General features: G+C 61.9%; 19 protein-coding genes. 11 read left to right on the top strand and 8 right to left on the bottom strand.

Annotation, left to right across the window (positions count from 1 at the left end; all coding sequences use genetic code 11):
- Nucleotides 1-3: 3 nt before the first annotated feature.
- From K3146_RS06940 to putP, 3 genes are read right to left on the bottom strand one after another with little or no spacing between them, the layout of a single operon-like run.
- Entirely contained in the window at nt 4-375 is a 372-nt protein-coding gene (locus tag K3146_RS06940; RefSeq protein WP_221545551.1) for a VOC family protein, read from the bottom strand.
- Nucleotides 376-386: 11 nt separating this feature from the next.
- Nucleotides 387-2,177 carry a gamma-glutamyltransferase gene (gene ggt / locus K3146_RS06935; protein WP_221545550.1) on the bottom strand — a complete coding sequence of 597 codons (1,791 nt, stop codon included), beginning with the start codon at nt 2,175-2,177 and terminating at the stop codon, nt 387-389.
- A 40-nt stretch (nt 2,178-2,217) separates the two neighbouring features.
- Nucleotides 2,218-3,696 (bottom strand): sodium/proline symporter PutP, encoded by a 1,479-nt coding sequence (putP, locus tag K3146_RS06930; protein ID WP_221545549.1) that lies wholly within the window; start codon nt 3,694-3,696, stop codon nt 2,218-2,220.
- Nucleotides 3,697-3,822: 126 nt separating this feature from the next.
- On the opposite strand from putP, the gene K3146_RS06925 reads away from it, so the two are divergent.
- Both K3146_RS06925 and K3146_RS06920 read left to right on the top strand, forming a co-directional pair.
- Nucleotides 3,823-4,368 (top strand): PAS domain-containing protein, encoded by a 546-nt coding sequence (locus K3146_RS06925; RefSeq protein WP_221545548.1) that lies wholly within the window; start codon nt 3,823-3,825, stop codon nt 4,366-4,368.
- A gap of 12 nt (nt 4,369-4,380) precedes the next feature.
- Nucleotides 4,381-7,803: a chemotaxis protein CheB gene (locus K3146_RS06920; RefSeq protein ID WP_221545547.1), complete on the top strand. Its 3,423-nt coding sequence runs from the start codon at nt 4,381-4,383 to the stop codon at nt 7,801-7,803.
- On the opposite strand, the gene K3146_RS06915 is transcribed toward K3146_RS06920, so the two are convergent.
- Nucleotides 7,778-8,164 carry a response regulator gene (locus tag K3146_RS06915; RefSeq protein ID WP_221545546.1) on the bottom strand — a complete coding sequence of 129 codons (387 nt, stop codon included), beginning with the start codon at nt 8,162-8,164 and terminating at the stop codon, nt 7,778-7,780. The genes K3146_RS06920 and K3146_RS06915 overlap by 26 nt on opposite strands.
- Nucleotides 8,165-8,607: 443 nt before the next feature.
- On the opposite strand from K3146_RS06915, the gene K3146_RS06910 reads away from it, so the two are divergent.
- From K3146_RS06910 to K3146_RS06900, 3 genes are read left to right on the top strand one after another with little or no spacing between them, the layout of a single operon-like run.
- On the top strand, nt 8,608-10,128 hold the full coding sequence (locus tag K3146_RS06910) for a Tad domain-containing protein (RefSeq protein WP_221545545.1): 1,521 nt from the start codon (nt 8,608-8,610) through the stop codon (nt 10,126-10,128).
- Complete coding sequence (locus K3146_RS06905; protein WP_221545544.1) at nt 10,125-10,748, top strand: TadE/TadG family type IV pilus assembly protein; 624 nt, start codon at nt 10,125-10,127, stop codon at nt 10,746-10,748. The genes K3146_RS06910 and K3146_RS06905 overlap by 4 nt, the downstream gene beginning before the upstream one ends.
- A gap of 2 nt (nt 10,749-10,750) precedes the next feature.
- On the top strand, nt 10,751-11,380 hold the full coding sequence (locus K3146_RS06900; RefSeq protein WP_247711110.1) for a TadE/TadG family type IV pilus assembly protein: 630 nt from the start codon (nt 10,751-10,753) through the stop codon (nt 11,378-11,380).
- 30 nt (nt 11,381-11,410) lie between these two features.
- On the opposite strand, the gene typA is transcribed toward K3146_RS06900, so the two are convergent.
- Nucleotides 11,411-13,231: a translational GTPase TypA gene (gene typA / locus K3146_RS06895; protein ID WP_221545543.1), complete on the bottom strand. Its 1,821-nt coding sequence runs from the start codon at nt 13,229-13,231 to the stop codon at nt 11,411-11,413.
- Nucleotides 13,232-13,500: 269 nt separating this feature from the next.
- Here typA and K3146_RS06890 point away from each other — a divergent pair, with 269 nt between their 5' ends.
- Together K3146_RS06890 and K3146_RS06885 are read left to right on the top strand one after the other, a co-directional pair.
- Nucleotides 13,501-16,158, top strand: coding sequence for a TonB-dependent receptor (locus K3146_RS06890; protein WP_221545542.1), 2,658 nt, complete (start codon nt 13,501-13,503; stop codon nt 16,156-16,158).
- Between the two features lie 161 nt (nt 16,159-16,319).
- Nucleotides 16,320-16,808: a DUF805 domain-containing protein gene (locus K3146_RS06885; RefSeq protein WP_221545541.1), complete on the top strand. Its 489-nt coding sequence runs from the start codon at nt 16,320-16,322 to the stop codon at nt 16,806-16,808.
- Here the strand turns inward: K3146_RS06885 and K3146_RS06880 are convergent.
- Nucleotides 16,805-19,312, bottom strand: coding sequence for an ABC transporter permease (locus tag K3146_RS06880; protein WP_221545540.1), 2,508 nt, complete (start codon nt 19,310-19,312; stop codon nt 16,805-16,807). The genes K3146_RS06885 and K3146_RS06880 overlap by 4 nt on opposite strands.
- On the bottom strand, nt 19,309-19,998 hold the full coding sequence (locus K3146_RS06875; RefSeq protein ID WP_221545539.1) for an ABC transporter ATP-binding protein: 690 nt from the start codon (nt 19,996-19,998) through the stop codon (nt 19,309-19,311). Before K3146_RS06875 ends, K3146_RS06880 begins: the two co-directional genes overlap by 4 nt.
- 47 nt (nt 19,999-20,045) lie before the next feature.
- Here K3146_RS06875 and K3146_RS06870 point away from each other — a divergent pair, with 47 nt between their 5' ends.
- Nucleotides 20,046-20,747: an arylesterase gene (locus tag K3146_RS06870; RefSeq protein WP_221545538.1), complete on the top strand. Its 702-nt coding sequence runs from the start codon at nt 20,046-20,048 to the stop codon at nt 20,745-20,747.
- Here the strand turns inward: K3146_RS06870 and recF are convergent.
- A complete protein-coding gene (recF, locus tag K3146_RS06865) occupies nt 20,744-21,823 on the bottom strand; it encodes a DNA replication/repair protein RecF (protein ID WP_221545537.1) in 1,080 nt (359 codons plus the stop codon). The genes K3146_RS06870 and recF overlap by 4 nt on opposite strands.
- A gap of 229 nt (nt 21,824-22,052) precedes the next feature.
- Between recF and K3146_RS06860 the strand changes: the two genes are divergently transcribed.
- The 3 genes from K3146_RS06860 to K3146_RS06850 are packed head-to-tail and all read left to right on the top strand — an operon-like array spanning nt 22,053 to nt 22,549.
- Nucleotides 22,053-22,172, top strand: coding sequence for a recombination protein F (locus K3146_RS06860; protein WP_221545536.1), 120 nt, complete (start codon nt 22,053-22,055; stop codon nt 22,170-22,172).
- Nucleotides 22,173-22,211: 39 nt separating this feature from the next.
- Nucleotides 22,212-22,331 (top strand): recombination protein F, encoded by a 120-nt coding sequence (locus tag K3146_RS06855; protein WP_221545535.1) that lies wholly within the window; start codon nt 22,212-22,214, stop codon nt 22,329-22,331.
- On the top strand, nt 22,328-22,549 hold the full coding sequence (locus tag K3146_RS06850; protein WP_221545534.1) for a PspC domain-containing protein: 222 nt from the start codon (nt 22,328-22,330) through the stop codon (nt 22,547-22,549). The genes K3146_RS06855 and K3146_RS06850 overlap by 4 nt, the downstream gene beginning before the upstream one ends.
- The last annotated feature ends 87 nt before the right edge of the window (nt 22,550-22,636 follow it).

Below are 22,636 nucleotides of genomic sequence, written 5' to 3'. Positions count from 1 at the left end.
GCATTACTCGGGGGCTTCGACCTGCTCCCAAAGCTCGATCTTGACCCCGTCGGGATCGAGCAGCCAGGCAAACTTGCCATAGCCCTCGTCGACGCTGTCGAGCACATCGACGCCCTTGGCCTTGAGCTGTTCGACGAAATCGTCGAGATCGTCGACCCGCAGGTTGATCATGAAACCACCCGTGCCGGGTTTCAGATACTGATCGTCCTTGAAATGGCTGATGAGCGAATAGGGCTTCTCGCAAGACTCCTCGCTCCAGTTCAGCTGGGGCCCATATTCCCCGTCGATGCCCAGCGTATCGCGGTACCATGCCCGCGTCGCCTCTGGGTCCTTCACCACGTAGAATACGCCGCCCAATCCGGTAATCTTCGCCATCTTGCCTCTCCTCAGTATCCGCTGGCCTGTCCGTCCTTGCGCATCTCGGTCGCGCCGGTGAGCACACCCGTGTCTGGATCACGGGCAATGGCCTGGTAGCCTCCGAACATGACGCCGTTATCGACCACTTCGACCTTGTGGCCCATGGCGCGCAGTTTCTCGATGGTTTCAGCAGGAATGCCTGGTTCGACATAAAGCGTGCCGAGCGGATCGGCCGCCGGGCCATCCAATGCCTCTGTCGGCTGGCGGCCGCCATCGTGGTTGAAACGCGCGGCATCGCCCGCCTCCTGCACATTCATGCCGTAGTCGACGATATTGACCAGCACCTGCACATGGCCCTGCGGCTGCATGCCGCCGCCCATCAGGCCTAGGGTCATGAAGGGTTTGCCGTCCTTCTTCACGAAGGCGGGGATGATCGTGTGGAAGGGCCGCTTGCCCGGCTCGTAGGCGTTGGGATGCGCCGGATCGAGGCTGAAGAGCTCGCCGCGGTCCTGGAACATGAACCCGGTCCCCGGCGCAACCAGCCCGCCGCCCATGCCGCGATAATTCGACTGGATGAGGCTGACCATCATGCCGCTGCCATCGACCACCGTCATGTATGTCGTGTCGCCTTCACCCTCGAGCTTGGGCTCGCCCGGACCGAAGTCCGGTGCGGCGCGAACGGGATCGATCAGGGCGAAGCGTTCGCGGCCATAGTCCTGGGTGAGGAGCTCTCTGGGAAAGGGGGCAAAATCGGGGTCGGCATAGAAGCGCGCGACATCGGCATAGGCGAGCCGCTTGGCCTCGACCATGTAATGGAGCGCCTCTGCGCTTCCGCGTTCCCACTGCGACAGGTCCACGTTCCTGAGGATATTGACCATCTGCAGGGCGGCGAAGCCCTGTCCGTTGGGCGGTAGCTCGCACAGCTCGTAGCCGTCCTTGTACTCGGCGCAGGCCGGTTCGACCCAGTCGCTCGAATGTTCGGCAAAGTCCTCGCGTGTGAAGGCGCTGCCCTGCTCCTGCAGATACTCGACCATCACATCGGTCAGCGGACCGTCATAATAGGCATCGCGGCCATTTGTGCCGATCGCTTCGAGCGTGTTGGCTAGGTCGGGATTGCGGAAGATTTCGCCAGCTTCCGGCGCGGTACCGTCGGCAAACCAGACCTTGCGGGCATTGTCGAACTCGAAGGGATAGGCTTCCTGACGCCGCGTATAGGCACGTAGCGCGCGCTCGAGATACATGCCGATGACCGGCGCGATCGGGTGGCCTTCGCGGGCGTAGCGGACGGTGGGCGCGAGATTTTCGGCCATGGAAAGCTTGCCGAACTTCTTATGCATGGCGAACCAGGCATCGACCGTGCCGGGGATCGTCACCGGCAAGGCGCCGACGGGTGGCAAGGCCTCGGCACCATCGAGCTTCGCCATCAACTGGTCGAGCGTCTGTCCTTTGGGCGAACGACCCGAACCGTTGATCCCGTAAAGTCTGTCGGTCGTCGGGTCGTAAATAATCGCGAAAAGGTCGCCGCCGATGCCGTTGCCGGTCGGCTCCATCAGGCCAAGCGCGGCATTTGCGGCTATTGCCGCATCGACTGCGGTGCCGCCTTCCTTCAGGATATCGAGAGCGACCTGCGTGGCGAGCGGGTGCGCGGTTGCGGCCATCCCGTGCTGCGCGATCACCGGGCTGCGAGACCAGTTTGCGCCGACCGGCCTGCCGCCGCCGCCGATCTGTTCTTCGACCGGGGGGTGCTCGGTTTCGTCCTGCGCTGAGGTCGGTGTCGCCGCCAGCGCCAGTGCTGCTACGCCTGCCAGTATCGCTCGCATATATCTCTCCTCTTGCAAGGAGAGGTGTGGAGCTTCCCGGTCAGGCTGGCAAGGGCTCTGCGCCGCGCGCGGTTGCCTTGCTGACCAGCCAGATTGCCAGCCACGCGGCGATGAATCCCGGGACAATCTCGTAAAGGCCTGCACCCATTCCCGGAAGCTCGCTGTTCCAGCCCAGCGCGATCCACGCTGCAACCGTGCCAGCACCGACAACGAGACCGGCAACCGCGCCTGCGCCGGTCATCCTGTCCCACGTTAGCGAGAGGATGATCAGCGGGCCGAAAGCGGCACCGAATCCCGCCCAGGCGTTCGACACGAGGCCGAGCACCTGGCTTTCGGGATCGCTTGCGATCCAGATCGCCGCAAGTGCCACCAGCGCCACGCAGACGCGACCGACATTGACGCTTTCTCGCTCGCTCGCCTGCTTGCGGAAGAACAGCTTGTAGAAATCTTCCGTCAGCGAGGATGATGCCACCAGCAGCTGCGAACTGATGGTCGACATGATCGCCGCGAGCAGTGCCGCGAGCAGGAATCCGGTTACGATGGGGTGGAACAGCAGGTTTGCCAGCACGATGAAGATCGTCTCGGGATCGTCGACCACCAGTCCGTTGCGCTCGACATAGGCTCGGCCCGCGATGCCGATCCCGATCGAACCGAGCAGTGCCACACCCATCCACGTCATGCCGATGTTGCGGGCAGGGCGCACCTTTTCGACCGTGTCGATCGCCATGAAGCGCACGATGATGTGCGGCTGGCCGAAATAGCCGAGGCCCCAGGCGATTGTGCTGATGAAAGCGAGCAATGTCAGACCTTCGGTCAGGCTGAGGAAGCCCGGTACGTCGACATCGGCCAGCGACCCACCTCCTTCTCCGCCAGCGCCAAACATGACCACCAGCGGCATTACAACGAGTGCGACGACCATGATCAGGCCCTGCACGAAGTCGGTGAGGCTCACTGCGAGGAATCCACCAACCATGGTGTATGCCAGCACCACCAGAGCCGTGATCCAGATGCCGAGCATGTAGTCGCTCATGCTGACCCCGGGGAGAAGACCCGCAAAGCTGGTCTCGAACAGCTTGCCGCCGCCAACGAGGCCGGCGGCAGTATAGACCGCGAAGAACACGACGATGATCAGGGCCGAAACCACTCGCAACGCCACCGCCTTGTCGGGGAAGCGATTGGCGAGGAATTCGGGGATGGTGAGGGCATTGCCGCGCTCCTCGGTCTGCTTGCGCAGGCGCGGGGCGACCACCCACCAGTTCACCCAGGCACCGATGAACAGGCCGATCCCGATCCATGCCTCGACTAGTCCCGCTGCGTATAGAGCGCCGGGTAGGCCCAGTAGCAGCCAACCGCTCATGTCCGATGCGCCAGCCGATAGCGCGGCGACCGCAGGAGGCAGGTTGCGTCCGGCGAGGAGGTAGCCCTCGCTGGTATCGGTCGATCGGCGCCAGGCCCACAGGCCAATACCGATCATCGCGATGAAATAGAGGGCGAGCGAAATGAGTGTTCCCGTCTGCATGGGCGGGCAGGTAACAAATGCAACCAGTCTTGGCCACCGCAGTCCCGGAACCCGCAGTAACCCTCGCGAGTTTTATGTCCGGGTCGCATTTCCGAGATTATGGAGGAAGAGCTGGAACAGGCTCTCATGACGGCCTTTTTCGAAGATCCAGCCACGCTTCCCAGCGGGTTGGTGAAGTTGTTCGAAAGAAGCAAGGTGTCGCTCACCCTTGCCGATGCGACGCGTCCGGATTGTCCGCTGATCGCTGCCAATGCCGCATTTCTCGACCTTTCTGGCTATCGAGCCGAGGACGTCATCGGTCGAAACTGCCGCTTCCTTCAACCCGAAGGCGGTGCAGGCCCTGTCCGCGCACGCATGCGTCGTTTCCTGAAGATGGATGACGTAGCCAACGAGCGTTTCCTCATCCCAAACCGGACCGCGGACGGCGAAGACTTCCTCAATCTCGTCTACATGGCAAAGCTTGGACGCGACGCCGATCGCCGCCTGATCCTCGGTTCGCAATTCCGGGTCGGTCGGCCGCAAGGGCTGGCGCCGGATGTTTATGACCGTGCACTCAAGCAAGATTTGCGCAAACTCAATGAGTTGAGTAGCGGTAGCAATTGGGAATTGCTCGCGAGTCTCGAAACTCTGGCATCAAGCCATTCGATCATTGCGCGAATGCGATATGAATAGGGGTACGACTGAATGGCGGAACGGGATTTCCCGGTCATTGGTATCGGGGCGTCGGCAGGCGGGCTCGAGGCCCTGCGCGCCCTGTTTGGTGGTGCCAGCGAACTGACCGGGATGGCCTTCGTGGTCGTCCAGCATCTCGATCCTACCCATGAATCGCTGATGGCGCAGCTGATCGAGCGCTATACCGATATGGAGGTCTCGCAGGCGACCGGCGGAGAAATCGTCGAACCCGATCATATCTACGTCATCCCGCCAGCACACGGCCTCGCGCTCAAGGATGGCGTCCTCGAGCTTACCGAATTCAAGGATCCGCGCGGGATGCGCCGTCCGATCGATGATTTCTTCGAAAGCCTCGCGCAGGACCGCGAGTCCAATGCGGCCTGCGTCATTCTGTCGGGAACCGGTGGCGATGGGAGCCGTGGTCTTCGGGCGATCAAGGAGCACGGCGGCCTGTGCGTGGCGCAGGATCCCGAAAGCGCGGGCTATGATGGTATGCCGTCCTCGGCGATTGCCACGGGCCTGGTCGATATCGTTGCCGCTCCACGCCAGATCATCGAGGCGCTGCACAATTTTTTCGACCGCTCCAGCGGAGTTGCAGGGAAGGTCGATGAAGCGAGAGAGGTCACCGATCATATCGATGACCTATGCGACGTCTTACGCAAGGCCGTCGGTCACGATTTTTCGCGCTACAAGCGCTCGACCCTGACGCGGCGCATCGCCCGCCGGATGCAATTGCTCGGCCTGGATAGTGCGGCTGAATATCTGGAACGCCTGCGAAGCGATGAGGATGAATGCACCGCGCTTTTCCGTGACCTTTTGATCAATGTCACACGGTTCTTTCGTGATACGGCGCAGTACGAAGCGCTGTCGACGCTGGTTGTCGATCGGCTGGTCAAACAAACCCGCGACGAGGAAGAGCTACGCATCTGGGTCCCAGGCTGCTCGAGCGGTGAGGAAGCCTATTCGATCGCCATGCTGTTCGCCGAAGCGGCGCAGCGTCAATCCAAGCGGCCATACATCCAGATTTTCGCGACAGACATCGATGACGGGATGCTCGATATCGCGCGTGGCGGAGCCTATCCGCTCTCTGCGCTCAGCGATATTCCCCAGCCTCTGCAGGAGCGCTACACCATTGGTGGAAGCGACAAATTCCACATCGCTTCGAACATACGCGACATGGTTCGCTTCAGCGTGCACAACGTCGTTCGCGACCCCCCGTTTTCGAAGATCGATCTCGTATCTTGCCGCAACCTGCTGATTTATTTCGACGAATCGCTTCAGCGTTCGGTGATCCCGCTGTTCCACTTCTCGCTGGCCGAAAGGGGCATGCTGTTTCTCGGCTCTTCGGAGGCAATCGGTCGTTTCGATGATCTGTTCGAGACCATCGACCAGAATTCGCGCATCTTCCGCAGAAAGGAAGTAAAGGGCAAGTATACTTTGCAGATCGGGAAGGATGGCCCCGTCGGACCGCGGCCTCGGCGCAAGCCCGAGTTCTCGAAAGACCCGTCGCCGACCGAAGGCAACGAGATAGCCGCCCTGAAGACGATCGCGCGGCGCTATGCCCCGGTCAGCCTGCTGGTCGATAACGAGGGCATGCTGATGGAACGTTGGGGGGCGGCGGGACGCTATCTCGATTTCCCCGACAGGCTTGAGCGCAACGTTGTCGTATCCTCGCTTGCCCGTCCGGGCCTACGCGAATTGATCGGGCCGATGATCCGACAAGTTGCCGATGAGGCACGGGGGCGCCGTGTCGGTGCGAAGAACATTCTCGTTCGAACCGAATTCGGCGAGGTGGAAACGCGCATCGTTTGCGAGAAGATCGATCACGGCTCGTTCCTCTTCATTATTGAGGAGACGGGCGAACTGCAGCCGGTCGACCAGGCCGACCTTATCGACTTCGACATGGAGCACGGACAGCAGCATTTCCTCGAAGAGGAGCTGCAGGCAACGCGGCACCGGCTCCGTTCGACGGTCGAGGAACTGGAGACCACGAATGAGGAGCTGAAGAGCTCCAACGAAGAAATGATGTCGATGAACGAGGAGCTCCAGTCCACCAACGAGGAGCTGACCACGGTCAATGACGAGCTGAAGAACAAGGTCGACCAGCTTACGATGGCCAATTCCGACCTGAAGAACTTCTTCGACAGCACCCAGCTGGCGGTGCTGGTTGTCGACGGCGAACTGAGGCTGCGCAGTTTCACCGATGCCGCGCGCGACCTTTTTCCGATCGACAAGCAGCAGATCGGTTCGAATCTCGGCTCCTTGCCGAATGCCTTCGCGGACGACGAATTCGTCGAGCTGGCACGCTTGGCCAGTTCCGGTGGCGAAACCAGGGAAGCGCGCGTTCATTCGAATTCGCTCGAAGCCGAATTTATCATCCGCGCCTTTCCCTATCGCAGGCTGGATGGTGAACTGGACGGAGCTACACTGGTCTTCACCGACGTCACCAGGGCATTGTCGCTCGAAAGCGAACTACGCGAGGAACGCGAGCGTCTACGTCTCGCGCTGGAAGTCGCGCGCATAGGGGTGTGGGAATACGAGCCGTCGACCGACATCACGGTACTCGATGAAACGGAACGGCAGTTACTCAACATGAAGGAAGGCGAGGCTGGTGACCAGATGCAGCCGATCCTGGACAATCTGCCTGAAGAGGATCGGGCACGGGTAAATCAGTCGTTGCGTCAGGCCATGGACGGTACACGCCCGTTCGACGAGCGTTTCCGCGTTCCGCTCGACAATGGTGACTATCGCTGGCTCCACGGCCTCGGACGCCGCATCGACAATGGCCAGACCAACAAGTTCATAGGCGTCACCATCGACATTACGGCGGAACGCTCGCTGCTCGAACAGCGCGAACTGATGATCCGCGAGATGAACCACCGGGTGAAGAACCTGTTCTCGGTCATCAGCGCCATGGTTTCCATCGCCGCGCGCGAAGCAGAGGAAGTGGAAGAATTCGCCGAGGACATTCGCGATCGCATCCATGCGCTGGGTCGGTCGCACTCGCTAACAAACGATTCCGCGGTCGGGGGTGCAGGGGCAGTCCCGCTGCGCAGCCTGATCGAAACGGTCGTCAATCCCAGCAAGTCTACGCAGGACATTCACCTGATGGGCGAGGATGTCGATGTGCCGAACAGCCAGATCACATCGCTCGCCCTGATCCTGCATGAATGGGCGACCAATGCAGCCAAATATGGCGCCCTTTCGGTGGAGGACGGCTGCCTCGAGGTGGACTGGGCAGTCGAGGAGAACCGACTGACGCTCGACTGGCGCGAGAAGGGGCTGGGCAAGAAAGCGGGGGGCGGCAAGGCCGGGTTCGGAACCAGGCTGATTGAAACCGCAACGCGGCAGCTCAAGGGCGATATTGAAGGCGAACCGACCGACGAAGGCTATACGCGACGTCTGCGGTTTACGCCCGACCTGCCTCAGCTCTAGGTTCGTACCGGGCCGATCCGAATATTCCGCTCAGCGTCTTGTCGATCTGGTCGGCAGAGGCGGGCTTGTCGATAAAACCGCAATGCGAGAACTCCCCGCGCAGTTCTTCGTGCGCGCGGTTCGCACTCACGAACACGATCGGGCAGTCGCGGGTTTTTAGAACTCGGGCGAGCGGCCAGACCAGCGTGCCGCCGACGTCGATATCGAGGAGGGCAGCATCCGGGCAATCCTCGCCCAGGCATTCCAGCGCATCGCTCACGCTGATGCTGTCGCAGAACACCTCGTACCCGAGATCCTCTACCGTCATCGCGAGATCGAACAGGACGAGGGCCTCGTCATCAACGATCATCACACGGCGCATGCAAATCCTCCTGCGGCCACTAACACCCGTTCGCGAATGCGGTTCCCGTTCTGGAAGATTGTTCCCTGCAGGTGTGTTAAGATTGCCTAGGGAGCCGTGGCCGAGATTGTGGCCCGGAGGAGATCGGGGCCTGACATCTGATTCGTCTGATCCACGCCGAATTCCGAAGGTTTGCTCCCTTGCAATGCGCGTCGCGTCGCCAGAGAAAATGACCATGCCCGGAAAAGACCAGAATCCGGTAACCCGAACTTAACACTGATTTCGGCGCTTTTCTGTAGTTGTGAACGTAACCATTCTTGGAGGCCCCTGAATACCCACGTTTTCTGCCGCGAATCATCGTCGTGGTTTACTTGTTGGAAATAAATTCTCCTCATCCTGATGTGTGATTTTCCGGAGGCTATTGTGCGTTCGGACATTCCGGGGCTCGTCGGGGAGGCGAAATCATGGGGTTCAAGGCATTCTTTCGTAGGCTGAAAGACGACGTCGAAGGCAACGTACTGATGCTCGCAGCAGGAGCATTGGTGCCGCTGATGATCCTTGTCGGCGGGGCCGTCGACATGAGCCTTGCCTACTCCGCCCAGGCCAAGCTGCAGAACGCATGTGACTCCGCCGTGCTTGCAGGTCGGCAGTCGATGCTCGGGACCAATCTCGATGTCGGCAATCGCGCAGAGGCGCAGAAGTTCTTCGACTTCAACTTCCCTGCCGCCAGCCTCAATGCCCGCAATGTGCGGTTCAACCTCGGACAGAATCCGGTGGACCAGCAGGAAATCGTCGGCACGGCTTCGGCCGAGATCCCGACGGTCATCATGCATGTGTTCGGTTACAACAGCGTGCCGGTTGCCGTGAATTGCGACGCGAAGCGCGACCAGGCGCATAACGACATCGTGCTCGTGCTCGACGTGACCGGGTCGATGGCCAATGCGCCGTCGGGCGGCGGTTCGGCGAAAATCGATGCCCTCCGCACGGGCGCATCGGGCCTGTACCGCGCGCTAGCCGGCGCTCCGAATTCGCAGACGCGCTATGGCATCGTGCCCTATTCGCACACGGTCAATGTCGCGCGCAGCCTTGCTGAGAACGACATTCTGCGGCTGCAGACTTTCATCGACGAAAGGTGCACGGGATCCGGGTGCAGCGCGAGGACCAAGACGGTCAACGTGAATGCTGAGAACTGGGGTAGTTACACTGGTAACAGCGGCAGCAATATCAACCTGTTCCGCCGGAGCGGTGAGGGCTGCATCGAGGAACGCGCCAGTGTCGGGGAGTCTTCTTCCCCCATTGAAATCCACGAAACCATAACCCGCGCAGACGTCGATAATCGGGCGGCGAATGCAGGCGACACCGCACTGCAGTTCGGGCGTTACGCCCCGGATAGCCACACGACACGCTGGAAATCCGGCAGTGGGCTCGTCAGGTACGGCCTCATCGGAACCACGATGTTTGCAGGCTGCCCGGCTGAGGCGAGCAGGCTGACCGAATATGCCGACGAAGCGGGCTATAATGCCGCGATCTCCAGTGCCACGGCTCGCGTCCGGGGTGGTACCTACCACGATATCGGTATGCTCTGGGGCGCGCGCTTCATCTCGCGCACCGGCTTCTTCTCAAGCGACAATCCTACCGAGATCGGGACGGTGCCGGTCAACCAGCACATCGTCTTCATGACCGATGGTGAGCTCGACACGGATGATCGGCTTTACTCAGCGCATGGCGTGGAGCCGTTCCAGCAGCGTACCCAGGGCACCGGTACGCTCGACCAAAAGCACCTCGACCGCTTCGCGTCTGCCTGCTCGGTCGCCAAGTCGATGGGCGTTACGGTCTGGGTGATCGCGCTGGACGTTGGCAGCACGGACGATATCGAACCCTGCGCCACCAGCAGCGATCACTTCTTCGTGAGCGATGGCAGCGACCTCGAAACGGTCTTCGCCACCATCGGCCAGGGCATCGGCAATCTGAGGCTGACGCGATGAGGCCGGCCATCTTGCAGCGTTGCAGCCTGCTGCGTGACCAGCGCGGCGTGAGCGCGGTGGAATTCGCACTTCTTGCGGTGCCCTTCTTTACCATTCTTATGGGTGGTTCCGACCTGGCTCACAGCGCGTATGTGAAGTCCCAACTGCAAGGGGCGCTGTCCGACAGCGCACGCTTGGCAAGCGTACAGGATCCCGGCTTTACGGCTGCCGGAACAACGCTGGAAGAGCGGATCGAGAACACCGTGAAGGCACAGGTCAATCCCGTCGCACCGCGCGCGACCTACAACATCGAAATCAGCAATTTCTACGACTTCAGCGGGATCGGTAATCCGGAAAAGTTGATGACCGACGTCAACGCCAACGGAAGCTACGACGCAGCCGATAACGATTGCTTCGAGGATCTGAACGAAAACGGGTCTTACGACACTGACACCGGGCGTGCCGGTGTTGGCGGCGCAAACGACGTGGTGTTCTACCGGGCTACCTTGACGATGCCGCGTCTGTTCCCGGTCGCCGGATGGCTGGGCTTGTCGAACACGACAAGCCTCGAGGCCAGCAGCGCCGTGCGCAACCAGCCCTATGCCGATCAGGCGCTTCCTCCGGTTCTGTGCGGAGTATGACGATGAACTACAGGGACACACGCGATCTCATCGAAGATACGGACGGCGTGGCAATGATCGAATTCGCGTTCATTGCGCCCGTCCTGCTGGTGATGATCCTCGGAGGACTCGAGCTGACGAATTTTGCCCTGTCCTACATGCGCGTGAACCAGATCGCGATGACCGTGGCCGACAATGCCGGGCGTATCCCGACTTCGGTGGACGAGGCCAATATCTACGAGGTCTTCGCAGGCGCGGACGTTCTGGGAGAAGACCTTGATTTCGAGGCCAATGGCCGCGTTGTCCTGTCCTCGCTTCAGGACAACAAGGGAAATGGCGTAAACAAGGGTCAGATGATCCACTGGCAGCGCTGCTGGGGAGACCTCACGATCGCGCCTGCCTATGGCCGCGAAGGCAAGGGTCGAAGCGACAACAGCCTGAACACCGGCATGGGTCAGGGAAGCAACAAGATCACTGCCGCGCAGAATACGGCCGTGATGTTCGTCGAAGTGACTTATGACTACCAGCCGCTGGTCGGGCCCAATTGGATGGCGGCCCGTCGCATCCGCCACGAAAGTGCGTTCAACGTGCGTGGACGCCAGAACCAGGACATCGGCAACGCCCAGGGACTGGCCGTCAACGCCTGCACCTGACCTCGCGGTCAGGCGGGAAGCTCTTCCAGTTTAGGCCTGCGCGGCGCGCTTCGCGCGCTTGCGCTCGTGCGGGTCGAGGATGGCCTTGCGCAGGCGGATGTTCTCCGGCGTCACTTCGACCATTTCATCGTCGTCGATATAGGCGATGGCCTGTTCCAGCGTCATCACGCGCGGAGGGGTCAGGCGGATGGCGTCGTCCTTGCCGGTCGAACGGAAGTTCGTCAGCTGCTTCGACTTCATCGGGTTCACTTCTAGATCGTCCGGCTTGGCATTCTCGCCGATGATCATGCCTTCGTAGATTTTCGCGCCGCCGCCGATGAAGAGTTCGCCGCGTTCCTCGAGCGCGTTGAGCGCATAGGGTACGGCTTCACCCGGGACCATCGAGATAAGCACGCCGTTCTGGCGGCCTTCGATGGGGCCGCGATAGGTGTCATACTTCTCGAACAGGCGGTTCATGATGCCCGTGCCGCGCGTGTCGGACAGGAATTCGCCGTGGTAGCCGATGAGGCCGCGCGAGGGGGCGGAGAAGGTGATGCGGGTCTTGCCCTGGCCCGAGGGGCGCATTTCGGTCAGCTCTGCCTTGCGGCGCTGCATCTTCTCGACAACCGTGCCCGAATGCTCGTCGTCGACGTCGATGACGACGGTTTCGAACGGCTCCATGCGCTGGCCGTTCTCTTCGCGGAACAGCACGCGCGGGCGGCTGATGCCGAGTTCGAAGCCTTCGCGGCGCATCGTTTCGATGAGAACGCCCAGCTGCAGTTCGCCGCGGCCAGCCACTTCGAAGCTGTCCTTGTCGGCGCTTTCGGTGATGCGGATGGCGACGTTGGTTTCGGCTTCGCGGTAGAGGCGGTCGCGGATCATGCGGCTCGTCACCTTGCTGCCTTCGCGGCCAGCCAGCGGGCTGTCGTTGACCGAGAACTGCATGGCGAGCGTCGGCGGGTCGATGGGCTGCGCTTCGATCGGCGTCTTGACGCTCGGATCGGCGATGGTGTTCGACACGGTGGCCTTTTCGAGGCCTGCAAGCGCGATTATGTCGCCTGCAACGGCGCTTTCCACCGGCACGCGGTCGAGGCCGTCGAACGACATGAGCTTGGTAGCGCGGCCGACTTCGATGACCTTGCCATCGCCGTCCAGCGCGTGGATCGGATCGTTGAGGTTGATCTTGCCCGACTGCACGCGGCCGGTGAGGACGCGGCCCATGAAGTTGTCGCGGTCGAGCAGGGTAGCAAGGAAGCTGAACGGCGCTTCGGTGTCGAGGCCCGGAGCGGGCACGTGGTCGACGATCAGCTTGAACAGCGGCTCGAGATTGCCGTCACGTGCGGTTTCGTCGTCGCTGGCATAACCGTCGCGACCCGAAGCCCACAGGCTCGGGAAGTCGAGCTGGTCGTCATTCGCATCGAGCGAAGCGAAAAGGTCGAACACTTCGTCGAGCACTTCCTGCGGACGCGCGTCGCCGCGGTCGATCTTGTTGACGACCACGATCGGGCGCAGACCCAGGCCGAGCGCCTTGCCGGTGACGAACTTGGTTTGCGGCATTGGACCTTCGGCGCTGTCGACCAGCAGAATAACGCCATCGACCATGCTCAGGATACGCTCCACCTCGGCGCCGAAGTCGGCGTGACCGGGCGTGTCGACAATGTTGATGCGCGTGCCGTTCCATTCGACGCTGGTGCACTTGGCGAGAATCGTGATCCCACGCTCTTTTTCCAAGTCGTTCGAATCCATCGCGCGCTCTTCAACGCGCTGATTTTCGCGGAAAGTACCCGACTGGCGGAAAAGCTGGTCGACGAGGGTGGTCTTGCCATGATCGACGTGGGCGATGATCGCCACGTTGCGAAGGTCGCGGGACATATTCTGTGCTTTCTTTTGGATGCCGTAGCGGCGGGCGATTCCGCCCGAGCAATTTCGTGCGCGCCCCTAGCTTAAATGGTGCAGTGCGGCAAGCGCCGTGGTCCCGTTTGGGTAGTGTGACTCGAAAAGCACACTTGTGAATCCCGCTGTGTCTTGCCCGCGCTAAACACTTGAGCGCAGGGCGCGCACTCAATAATTCCGCATACGTCTGCGTAGTTTGGGGACTGCACAGCAGGCCAGACACGTAAGTATTGAGAGGATACTGACACATGAAATTTGCCACCAAGAGCATTCGCGCAACCCTGTTGACCGGTGCAGCCGCCTTCGCGCTGCCGACCGGCCTCGCCGCCCAGGAGATGGACGAGGCACAGGATGTCCAGGAAGAGGTCGATAGCGACGACGACGGCTATGTAGATGCCGCCGACGCCGATACCGGAAACGTCATCATCGTGACCGCCACGAAGCGCGAGCAAACGCTTCAGGAAACCCCGATCTCGGTCTCTGTGACCACTGCCGAAACGCTCGAACAGGCCAATATTCGCGACGTTCTCGACCTCCAGACGGTGGCTCCCTCGCTGCGCGTCAGCCAGCTGCAGAACTCGTCCTCCTCGACCTTCATCATCCGCGGTTTCGGTAACGGCGACAACAACTTCGGCATCGAACCTTCGGTCGGTGTGTTCATCGACGGCGTCTTCCGTTCGCGTTCGGCATCGTCGCTGAACGACCTTGCGAACGTACAGCGCATCGAGGTCCTGAACGGCCCGCAGTCGACCCTCTTTGGGAAGAACGCGTCGGCCGGCGTCATCTCGGTCATCACGCGCCCCCCGCAGTTCGAATTCGGTGGCTCGATCGAGGCCAGCTACGGCAATTACAACAACATCCAGGTCAAGGGCGACATCACCGGTCCGATCAGCGACAATGTCGCCTTCTCGCTCGACGGCAGCTACAACAAGCGCGATGGTTACGGCACGATCGTGAACCTCGATGAAGATGTGAACGAGCGTAACCGCTGGACCGCGCGCGGCCAGCTGCTGTTCGAACCGACCCCCGATCTCAGCATCCGCGCGATGGCCGATTATTCAAACATCGACGAAAGCTGCTGCGTCGTCAGCACGCTGGTTGCCGGTCCGACCGCTCCGGCAGTCTTCGCTGTCGGCGGTGCGCTCAACACCGACTTCTTCAGCTACGACATCTTCCTCAACCAGGTTCCGATCAACGAAGTGAAGAATTACGGTGGTTCGATCCAGGCCGACTGGAATGCCGGACCCATCGGCGTGACCTCGATCACCGCCTATCGTGAACTGCGCAACTTCGTCGACCAGGACGTCGATTTCACCAGCGCCGACATCGTCAGCGAAACGCGTGACCAACGGGTCGATACCTTCACCCAGGAACTTCGCATCGCGTCGGACTTCGATGGCCCGTTCAACTTCCTGCTGGGTGGCTTCTACTTCGATGAAACAGTGGAACAGGACAGCCTGCTAACGACTGGAACGGCAGCACGCCCGTTCTTTGCGCTGTTGACCGGCGATCCGACGATCTTCAGCACCCTGGAGGCAGGGTTCGGTCTTCCTGACGGCAGCATCTTCTCGGCCGGCCTGCTTACGAGCGAAGATTACAGCATGGACAACACGTCCTGGTCGATCTTCGGCACGGTCGATTTCGAACCGATCGACGGCCTCGTCTTCACCGGTGGCTTCAACTACACCGACGACAAGAAAGACTTCGCACTTAGCGGGCAAGCTTTCGACGAGCTGGCCAACATCAACCTTGCGGATGCGTTCATAGTTGGCGCTCTTGCAGGCTTCGGCGTGGACGCGACAGACCCGGCACAGCTCGGCGCATTCCTCGCTACGCCTGCCGGTCCGACGGTATTCTCGCAGGTTTCGACCCTGGCGGTCACTCCCTGCAGCGCGTCGGCTCCGCCGCCCAACTGTAACGAACTTCTCGGCCTCGCCGCGTTCCAGTTCCAGCCGCCTTTCCTCAACACGCCGAATGCGGTCGAGGACGGTCGTACTCGCGACGATGATTTCAGCTACACGCTGCGTGTTGCCTATGACGTCTCGCCCAACCTGAATGCCTATTTCAGCTATGCGACGGGCTTCAAGGCCAGCTCGGTCAACCTCTCGCGTGACAGCCGTCCTTCGTTTGGTGACTACATTCCGGCCTCGCTGCCCGCTGGAGTCGCCTCGGTTGTTGGTGGCAGCGTCTTCCTCTCGCCGTCCTCGCCAGTCCGGGATGCTGGTCTTCCGATCACGAACCTCACCACGGGTTCGCGTTTCGCCGGGCCGGAAGAAGCCGAAGTTTACGAACTCGGGCTCAAGGGTCAGTGGGACGGGCTGAGCGTCAATCTCGCGCTGTTCGACCAGACTCTGAAGGGCTTCCAGAGCTTCCTGTTCACCGGAACGGGCTTCCAGCTTGCGAACGCTGGTGAGCAGACGGTGAAGGGCTTCGAGCTCAGCAGCACGATCACCCCGACGCGCGGACTCGATTTCACCTTCGCCGCGACCTACCTCGATCCGCTCTACGAAAGCTTCGAGGAAAGCCCTGTGGGTGACCTTTCGGGTGAACGCCCAGGCGGCATTCCTGCCTGGAACATTGCCACTTCGGCCACCTATGCCCACGAGTTCGGCGACAGCGGCAATGTGCTCGTGACCCGTCTCGACTACAGCCACGAAAGCAGCACCCGCATCAATAACGGCCTGCCGACCTTTGGTCCCAACAGCTTCAAGCGTGAAGTAAACCTCGTGAACGGTTCGATCACGCTGAAGATGGAAAACGGTCTCGAAGTGGGCGCATGGGCGCGCAACCTGCTCAACGACGAATACATCCTGACGGTGTTCGACGGCGTGGCGCAGGCTGGCACGGTCTCTGGTTACCCGAGCGCACCGCGCACCTATGGCGGTGTGGTCCGCTTCAAGTTCTGATCTGCAAGATCAACAAGAAGAACGGGGAAGGGGGCTTTCGGGCCCCCTTTTCTTTTGAGCCAGCGACCTTTGTTGCAGAAGTTAGTCTCTAAGAACTGGCGATAAGTATTGGGTAATTCTTTCCTGCGATAAGATCTCGGACGATTAAAGGGGTCTCAGTAATGGAAAAGATGTTCTGGCCTTACGCCCGGTATTTCGAGTTCAGCGGCCGTTCGACGCGCGCGGAATACTGGCTGTTCACGCTCTTCACATTCTGCGTGGTCTTCGCATGCATCATGCTCGGCGGAGGCATGGCGTTGCTGGCCGGTCTGGAATCGGAAGAGGCGATGCTGCAGGCGCTTACCAGCTTCCCGATCCTGCTGATCATGATCTTCGGGTTCTTCAGCTTCATTCCCGCGCTGGCCGTAACCGTGCGCAGATTCCATGATGCAGGGTTCTCGGGATGGGTCTATGTCGGACTGATCCTCCTCTCGCTGATCCCCTATGTCGGCTGGCTCGCCAATATCGGCATTTTCGTCATCACCCTGCTGCCAAGCGTTGCAGGCAACCAATGGGGCGAGGATCCGCATGACGATTGGCAGCGCGACGACAATTACGGCTATGATCGGCCTGAACCTGCAGCCCGTCCAAACGGCGTGCGCTTCCGCTAGAGCGCTCGCAAGGCCTGCGCCGGCTTGGCGCGCAAGAGGGGGAGCGATCCCCCGATCGCAAAGGCAAGCACGACTGCTAGGCCAAGACCGAGCACGGCGAAGACTTCGCCCCAATCGGGCAGCCAGTCGAATTCGAACAGCTGCGTCACCACCAGCCAGGCGGTGAGCGAACCGAGGCCAAGCGCGACGACTGCGAGGGCGCCGGCAAGCACCGCGTACTCGGCGAGCTGCATCTTCAGGATTTGGCCGCGATCCGCGCCCAGCACGCGCAGCACGACCGTGTCATATGTCCGCGAAGCGCGCGCGGCTGCGATAGCTCCCAGCAGAACGGCCAGCCCGGCCAGGACCGCTACGCTCGCCGCGGCCAGCGTGGCCAGTCCGACCTGCTCGAGGATGGTCCGCGCCTGCTGAAGCACACCGCCCACCTCGATAACCGAAGTGGACGGGAATTCGCGCACTAGCGCCTGGAGCAGCGGCCCGGTGGGCACATCTTCCGTCAGTTCGATCGTCGCTGCGAGGTTGTGCGGCGTCTCACGCAGCGCGTTGGGGCTGAGCACGAAGACGTAGTTGAACCCCATGTTCTCCCAGTCGATGCGCCGCGTGCTGGCAATCCGCGTCTCGATCTCGGCGCCGAGCACGCCGAAAGTAAGCTTGTCGCCGATTTCCAAGCCTGCAGCCTCCGCGAATTCCTCGTCGATGGAAACGAGATATTCGCCCTCGTGCATCGGTCCCCACCATTCTCCAGCGGTTACCTCGCTGCCGGGTGGGACAGTGGCGGCGTAGGTCAGCCCTCGCTCGCCGCGCAGGGGCCATGCGCCGTCGGGGATCTCTTCCAGGCTCGCTGTGCGCGTCATGGCGCCTCCAGGCCCGAAGGCCAGTACGGAGCCGCGCAGGGCTGCGACTGCCGAGACCTGCGCATTTTCGTCGGTCTGGGCGACGAGGGTGCGGAAATCGCCCTCTCGATCACGCGGGACATCGAGCACGAAGTAGTCCGGTGCGCGCTCGGGCACGCGGCTCTGGATATTGCCGTCGATCGAACTCTGGATGGCGGCGAGCAGGACGAAGGCAGCGAGGCCGAAGCCGAGTGCGGTAACCAGCGCTCCGGTACTCGAACCCGGCCGATGGATATTCGCCAGCGCCGCACGGGCGATCGGGCTCTTGGCGCGGGGAATGGAGGCTGCTCCCTTGCGAATCAGCCAGCCGAGCAAGGCGAGAAGCGCCAGGACGAGGGCGGCCCCGGCGAGGAATCCGCCGGCAAGGAAGGGTCTGCTCGACGTAGACAGAGCAAGCGCGACGATTGCGACAAGACCTGCAATGACCACAAGGATCGCGGACTTGTCGCGGGCGAGCGGGGCTACGCGCGCGCGCATCAGTGCCATGGCGGGAAAATGCCTTGCGCGCATAAGCGGGGGCGCGGCGAAGATCAGCGCTACCAGCAGTCCGTAGGTCGCCGCGAGCAGGAGCGCGCCCGGATCCAGCACGAAGCCCGCATTGACCGGAAGCAGTCCATCAAGCGCCTGCGCAAGGATGGGCACGACCGCCACTCCAACCGCGAGACCGGCGATGCTGCCGACCGCAGATGCGGCGAAGATCTGCAACGCATAGATGCGGGCGATGTCGCGGCTGTCCGCGCCGAGAACCTTGAGCGTTGCGACCGATTGCCTCCTCGCGTCGAGATAGGAGGACACTCCGCCGCCAATCCCGATCCCGGCAATGACCAGCGCTGCGAGCCCGACCAGTGTCAGGAATTCGCTCATCCGCTCGACGAACCGATCCGTTCCCGGCGCTGCCCGTTCCGCGGTGTCGATGTCGAAACCGGAATCGGGGAAGCGCGCCTCGAGGTCTTCCTCGATACTCTCAAGGTTTCGAGGAGTGTCGAGGGCAACGCGCGTCTTGCTCTGATACATCGCGCCCGGTGCAAGCAGCCCTGCGCGCTCGGGCACGTCTTCGGCCACGATGATCGTCGGGCCGAGCTGGAAGCCTTCGCCGAGGCGATCAGGTTCGTCGGCGATAATCCCGGCGACGGTAAGTGTCTCGGTGCCGATGGCGATGGTATCGCCCGCCGCAACGCCCAGGCGGTCGGCAGCGCCGGGAGCAATATAAGCCTCGTCGCCCGATGGCGCCGCGACCTCGCCTTTGCCTTCCAGCGTGAGCGCGCCGTATAGGGGATAGGCTGCGTCCACCGCTTTCAATTCGATCGGCGCGGCAATGTCGTCCTTGCGCGCCATAGCCTGGAGGCGGGTGCCTGCGGAGACGGTACCCAGCTCCTCGAGCGCAGCGCGCTCCTCCTCATTGAGAGAGCGCTGCCACAGCTCGATCTGCACATCGCCGCCAAGGAACGCCTGTCCGTTTGCTGCCAGTTCGCGTTCGATCGCAGCCGTCAGCGATCCGATTGCGGCCAGTGCTGCCGTGCCGAGAAAGATGCAGACCAGGAGCAGCCGCAAGCCCTTGAAACGGGCGTTGAGATCGCGGCGCGCGATCCTCCAGGCGGTGGCCCAGCTCATGCGCGCGTATCGGTGGCGATCTTTCCGTCGCCGATAGTCAGTACGCGTTCGCAGTGATCGGCGAGTTCGGGATCGTGGGTGATGACAAGGAGGGTCGCCCCTGTTTCCTCGCGTCGCCTGAAGAGCAATTCGACGATCTCATGGCCGGTTGCCGCGTCGAGATTGCCGGTCGGCTCGTCGGCGAAGATGAGGTCCGGGCGCGGTGCAGTGGCGCGGGCGATGGCTACACGTTGCTGTTCGCCGCCCGAAAGCTGCTGCGGATAGTGGTCGAGCCGGTGACCGAGGCCGACCGCTTCCAGTTCGGCCTTGGCGCGGGCTTGCGCATCGGTTTCCCCGGCGAGTTCCATGGGAGTCGCCACATTTTCGAGCGCGGTCATAGTGGGGAGCAGGTGGAAGGCCTGCAGCACGATGCCGATCCTTCCGCGGCGTGCGCGGGCCAGCTCGTCCTCGTCGAGAGCGGCGAAGTCCTGTCCCGCTACCTGCAAGCTGCCGCTCGTGGCTCTTTCGAGCCCTGAAAGAACCGCCATGAGCGAGCTCTTGCCCGAGCCCGATGGGCCGAGCAGGGCAACGGTCTCGCCCTTGCCGATGGTGAGGTCGAGGCCTTTGAGGATTTCGACCGGTGCTTCGGTCGATCCAAGGGTGAGGCGCAGATCGCGCGCGCAAATCGCATCTTGAGAAGTCGTCACATGGCTGCGATGGCAGAAGGCCCCGACCCGCACAAGGAAGTCCGCCGATGCGCTTTGGTAGTTTATCGATACCTTTTCTTGCCCTCAGCCTCGCTGCATGCGGAAGTGAGGTCGCAGAAAGCGAGGGCAGAGCGCAGGCAGGGGCGAGTTCGGAGGCCCCCGAGGAGATCACGGTCAAAGGCGAAGAACGCCGCATCCTGGCCTTCGGCGACAGCCTGTTCGCAGGGTACGGGCTTGCCGAACACGAAGGCTACCCCGAGCGGTTGCAGCGCGCGCTCAGGCAATCGGGCATCAATGCGACTGTGATTGATGCGGGTGTTTCCGGCGATACCAGCGCTGCAGGTAGGCAGCGGCTCGGCTTCGTGCTCGACCAGCAGCGGGAAAAGCCCGATCTCGTGCTGCTCGAGCTCGGCGGCAACGACATGCTGCGCGGTATCCAGCCGGCCGATACCCGCGCCAATTTCGAAGCGATGCTCGATGAGCTCAAGCGCCGCGAGATTCCCGTCCTGCTGATGGGCATGCGCGCGCCGCCTAACTACGGGCCCGACTACCAGCGCCAGTTCGACGGGCTCTATGGCGAGCTAGCGAGCGAACATGGGGTCGGCTTGGTGCCGTTCTGGCTAGAGAGTATTTATCAGGATTCCACGCTTTTCCTCAGTGACCGGATCCATCCCACGGCCGAGGGTATCGACCTGGTCGTAGAGGATACGGTCGATGACGTGCAGGCAGCCTTGGCCGTCGAAGGCTAGCGCCGCTCCACGTTCCCGCCAGACACCCGCCAGATGGCGGACTTGTCGGTAATGGTCTCGAAGGGGCCGACCTCGGTCCCGGTCATCCAGACCTGCGCGCCGCTGGCGTCGAGTTGTTCGAACAGCGCGGCTCGGCGGACGGGATCGAGGTGGGCGGCTACTTCGTCCAGCAATAACACTCCTGCGCGTCCCTGTGCGGCAAGCGCGGCATGGGCGAGAGTGATGGCGACCAGCATCGCCTTTTGCTCCCCGGTCGAGCTCTGCGCGGCGGGGACGCGCTTGGCGGCATGGACGACCTCCAATTCGTCCCGATGAGGGCCGGCCAGCGTTCGCTGCGCTGCCCGATCCCTGTGGCGCCCTTCGAACAAGGCTTGTGACAGCGCTTCCGCATTGTCGGCGCCACCGGGGGAATAGGTCAGGGCGGGGCGGGCGAATGGCTCGCTCGGCATATGGGCGATCCGTGCCATCAGCGTATCGACCAGGGCCGCGCGCCCGGCGATCAGCCGTCCGCCGTGCTCGACCATCTGCGCCTCGATCGCGTCGAGCCACGCGCTTTCGGGAGCGCGGTCGTCCGACAGCAGACGGTTGCGCTCGCGCAGCGCGGCTTCATAGCGCGAGACATGGGCGGCGTGAGCAGGATCGAGCGCCAGGGCCATGCGGTCGAGAAAGCGCCTGCGATCATTTGAGGGCCCGGTGAAGAGCCCGTCCATCGCAGGGGTCAACCAGGTGAGGGCGATCCATTCGCCGAGCGCGGTGGCGGGGGAATCCGCACCATTGATGCGGACTTTCCGCCGTGTGGGACTGGCGGTTTCGCAATAGGTTCCGAGCCTCACGGCGTCCGCCCCTTGCTGGGCCAGGTCGGCCCCTACGGCGAATCCATGATCCGACCCCTGCATCGCCATCTCGGCCAGCGCGGCCCGACGCAATCCGCGGCCCGGTGCCAGCAGCGAGAGAGCCTCCAGCACATTCGTCTTGCCTGCACCGTTTTCGCCCACGAGCAGGTTGAAGCGCGCGGTCTCGCGCAGCTCGCTAGCGGCATGATTACGGAAATGGGTGAGGGAAATCCGGTCGAGCATCGTGTGCCTGAGGCCCTAGCGCGAAGGCCATTGCGCCACCAGCCGAAAGCCTATTTCCAAATATTGGGAAAATTTCCCAACCTTTCGGATTGATGAATGAGGGTTGGACTTTGTGTTCAGTCAGGAATGGCGGAATTCCGCCGTTTTTTGGTTTTGGCACGGCCGTTGCAATGCACTGGGTGTCCGCCGGATGGTCCGACGGAAAACTGACTAAAAGGGATTATTCACAATGTTCGCCATCGATTTCGCCAGCAACAAGGCTCTGGCTTCTGTCTTCGCCATCGGCGCCTCGGCCCTCTTCATGGCCATGGCCATCGTCCCCGCTTCGCCTGCCGGCCTGCTCGCCTGAGCCAGCCTTCAGACACTCAACCCCGAAAGGAAAGGAACCATGTTCAATCTCTCCAATCACGGCAGCAAGATTTTCGCCGCTGCCTTCTCGCTTCTCGTTTCGTCGGCCTTCTTCGCGACGGCCATCATCCCCGCATCGCCGGGTGGAGTCCTCGCATGAGCCAGCTGAAGTTCCGTGAAAACGACCACGCCGTATCGCCCAGCAAGGGCTTCCGCCTCGACCATTCGCGCGGCAAGCTGATGGGTGTTTGCTCGGGCATCGGGCGCTACACCGGCATCGATACCACGTGGGTCCGCATCGGTTTCGTCCTCGGCGCCTTCTTCAGCCTGGGCACCGCTGCGCTCATCTACCTCGCGATCGGCCTGATCGCGGATTGAGTTCGATCCTTCCCGCGGCCATCCCGGAGATTTGCTCCGGGATCGCGTGAGAAGGGTCGGACTTTCCTGTTGCAGGCACAAAGCCCG

The sequence above is a fragment of the Qipengyuania vesicularis genome (genome assembly GCF_019711415.1).
GTDB lineage: Bacteria > Pseudomonadota > Alphaproteobacteria > Sphingomonadales > Sphingomonadaceae > Qipengyuania > Qipengyuania vesicularis.
Note: the sequence above shows the minus strand (reverse complement) of the source record. Positions and strands in the feature narration are given on the sequence as shown.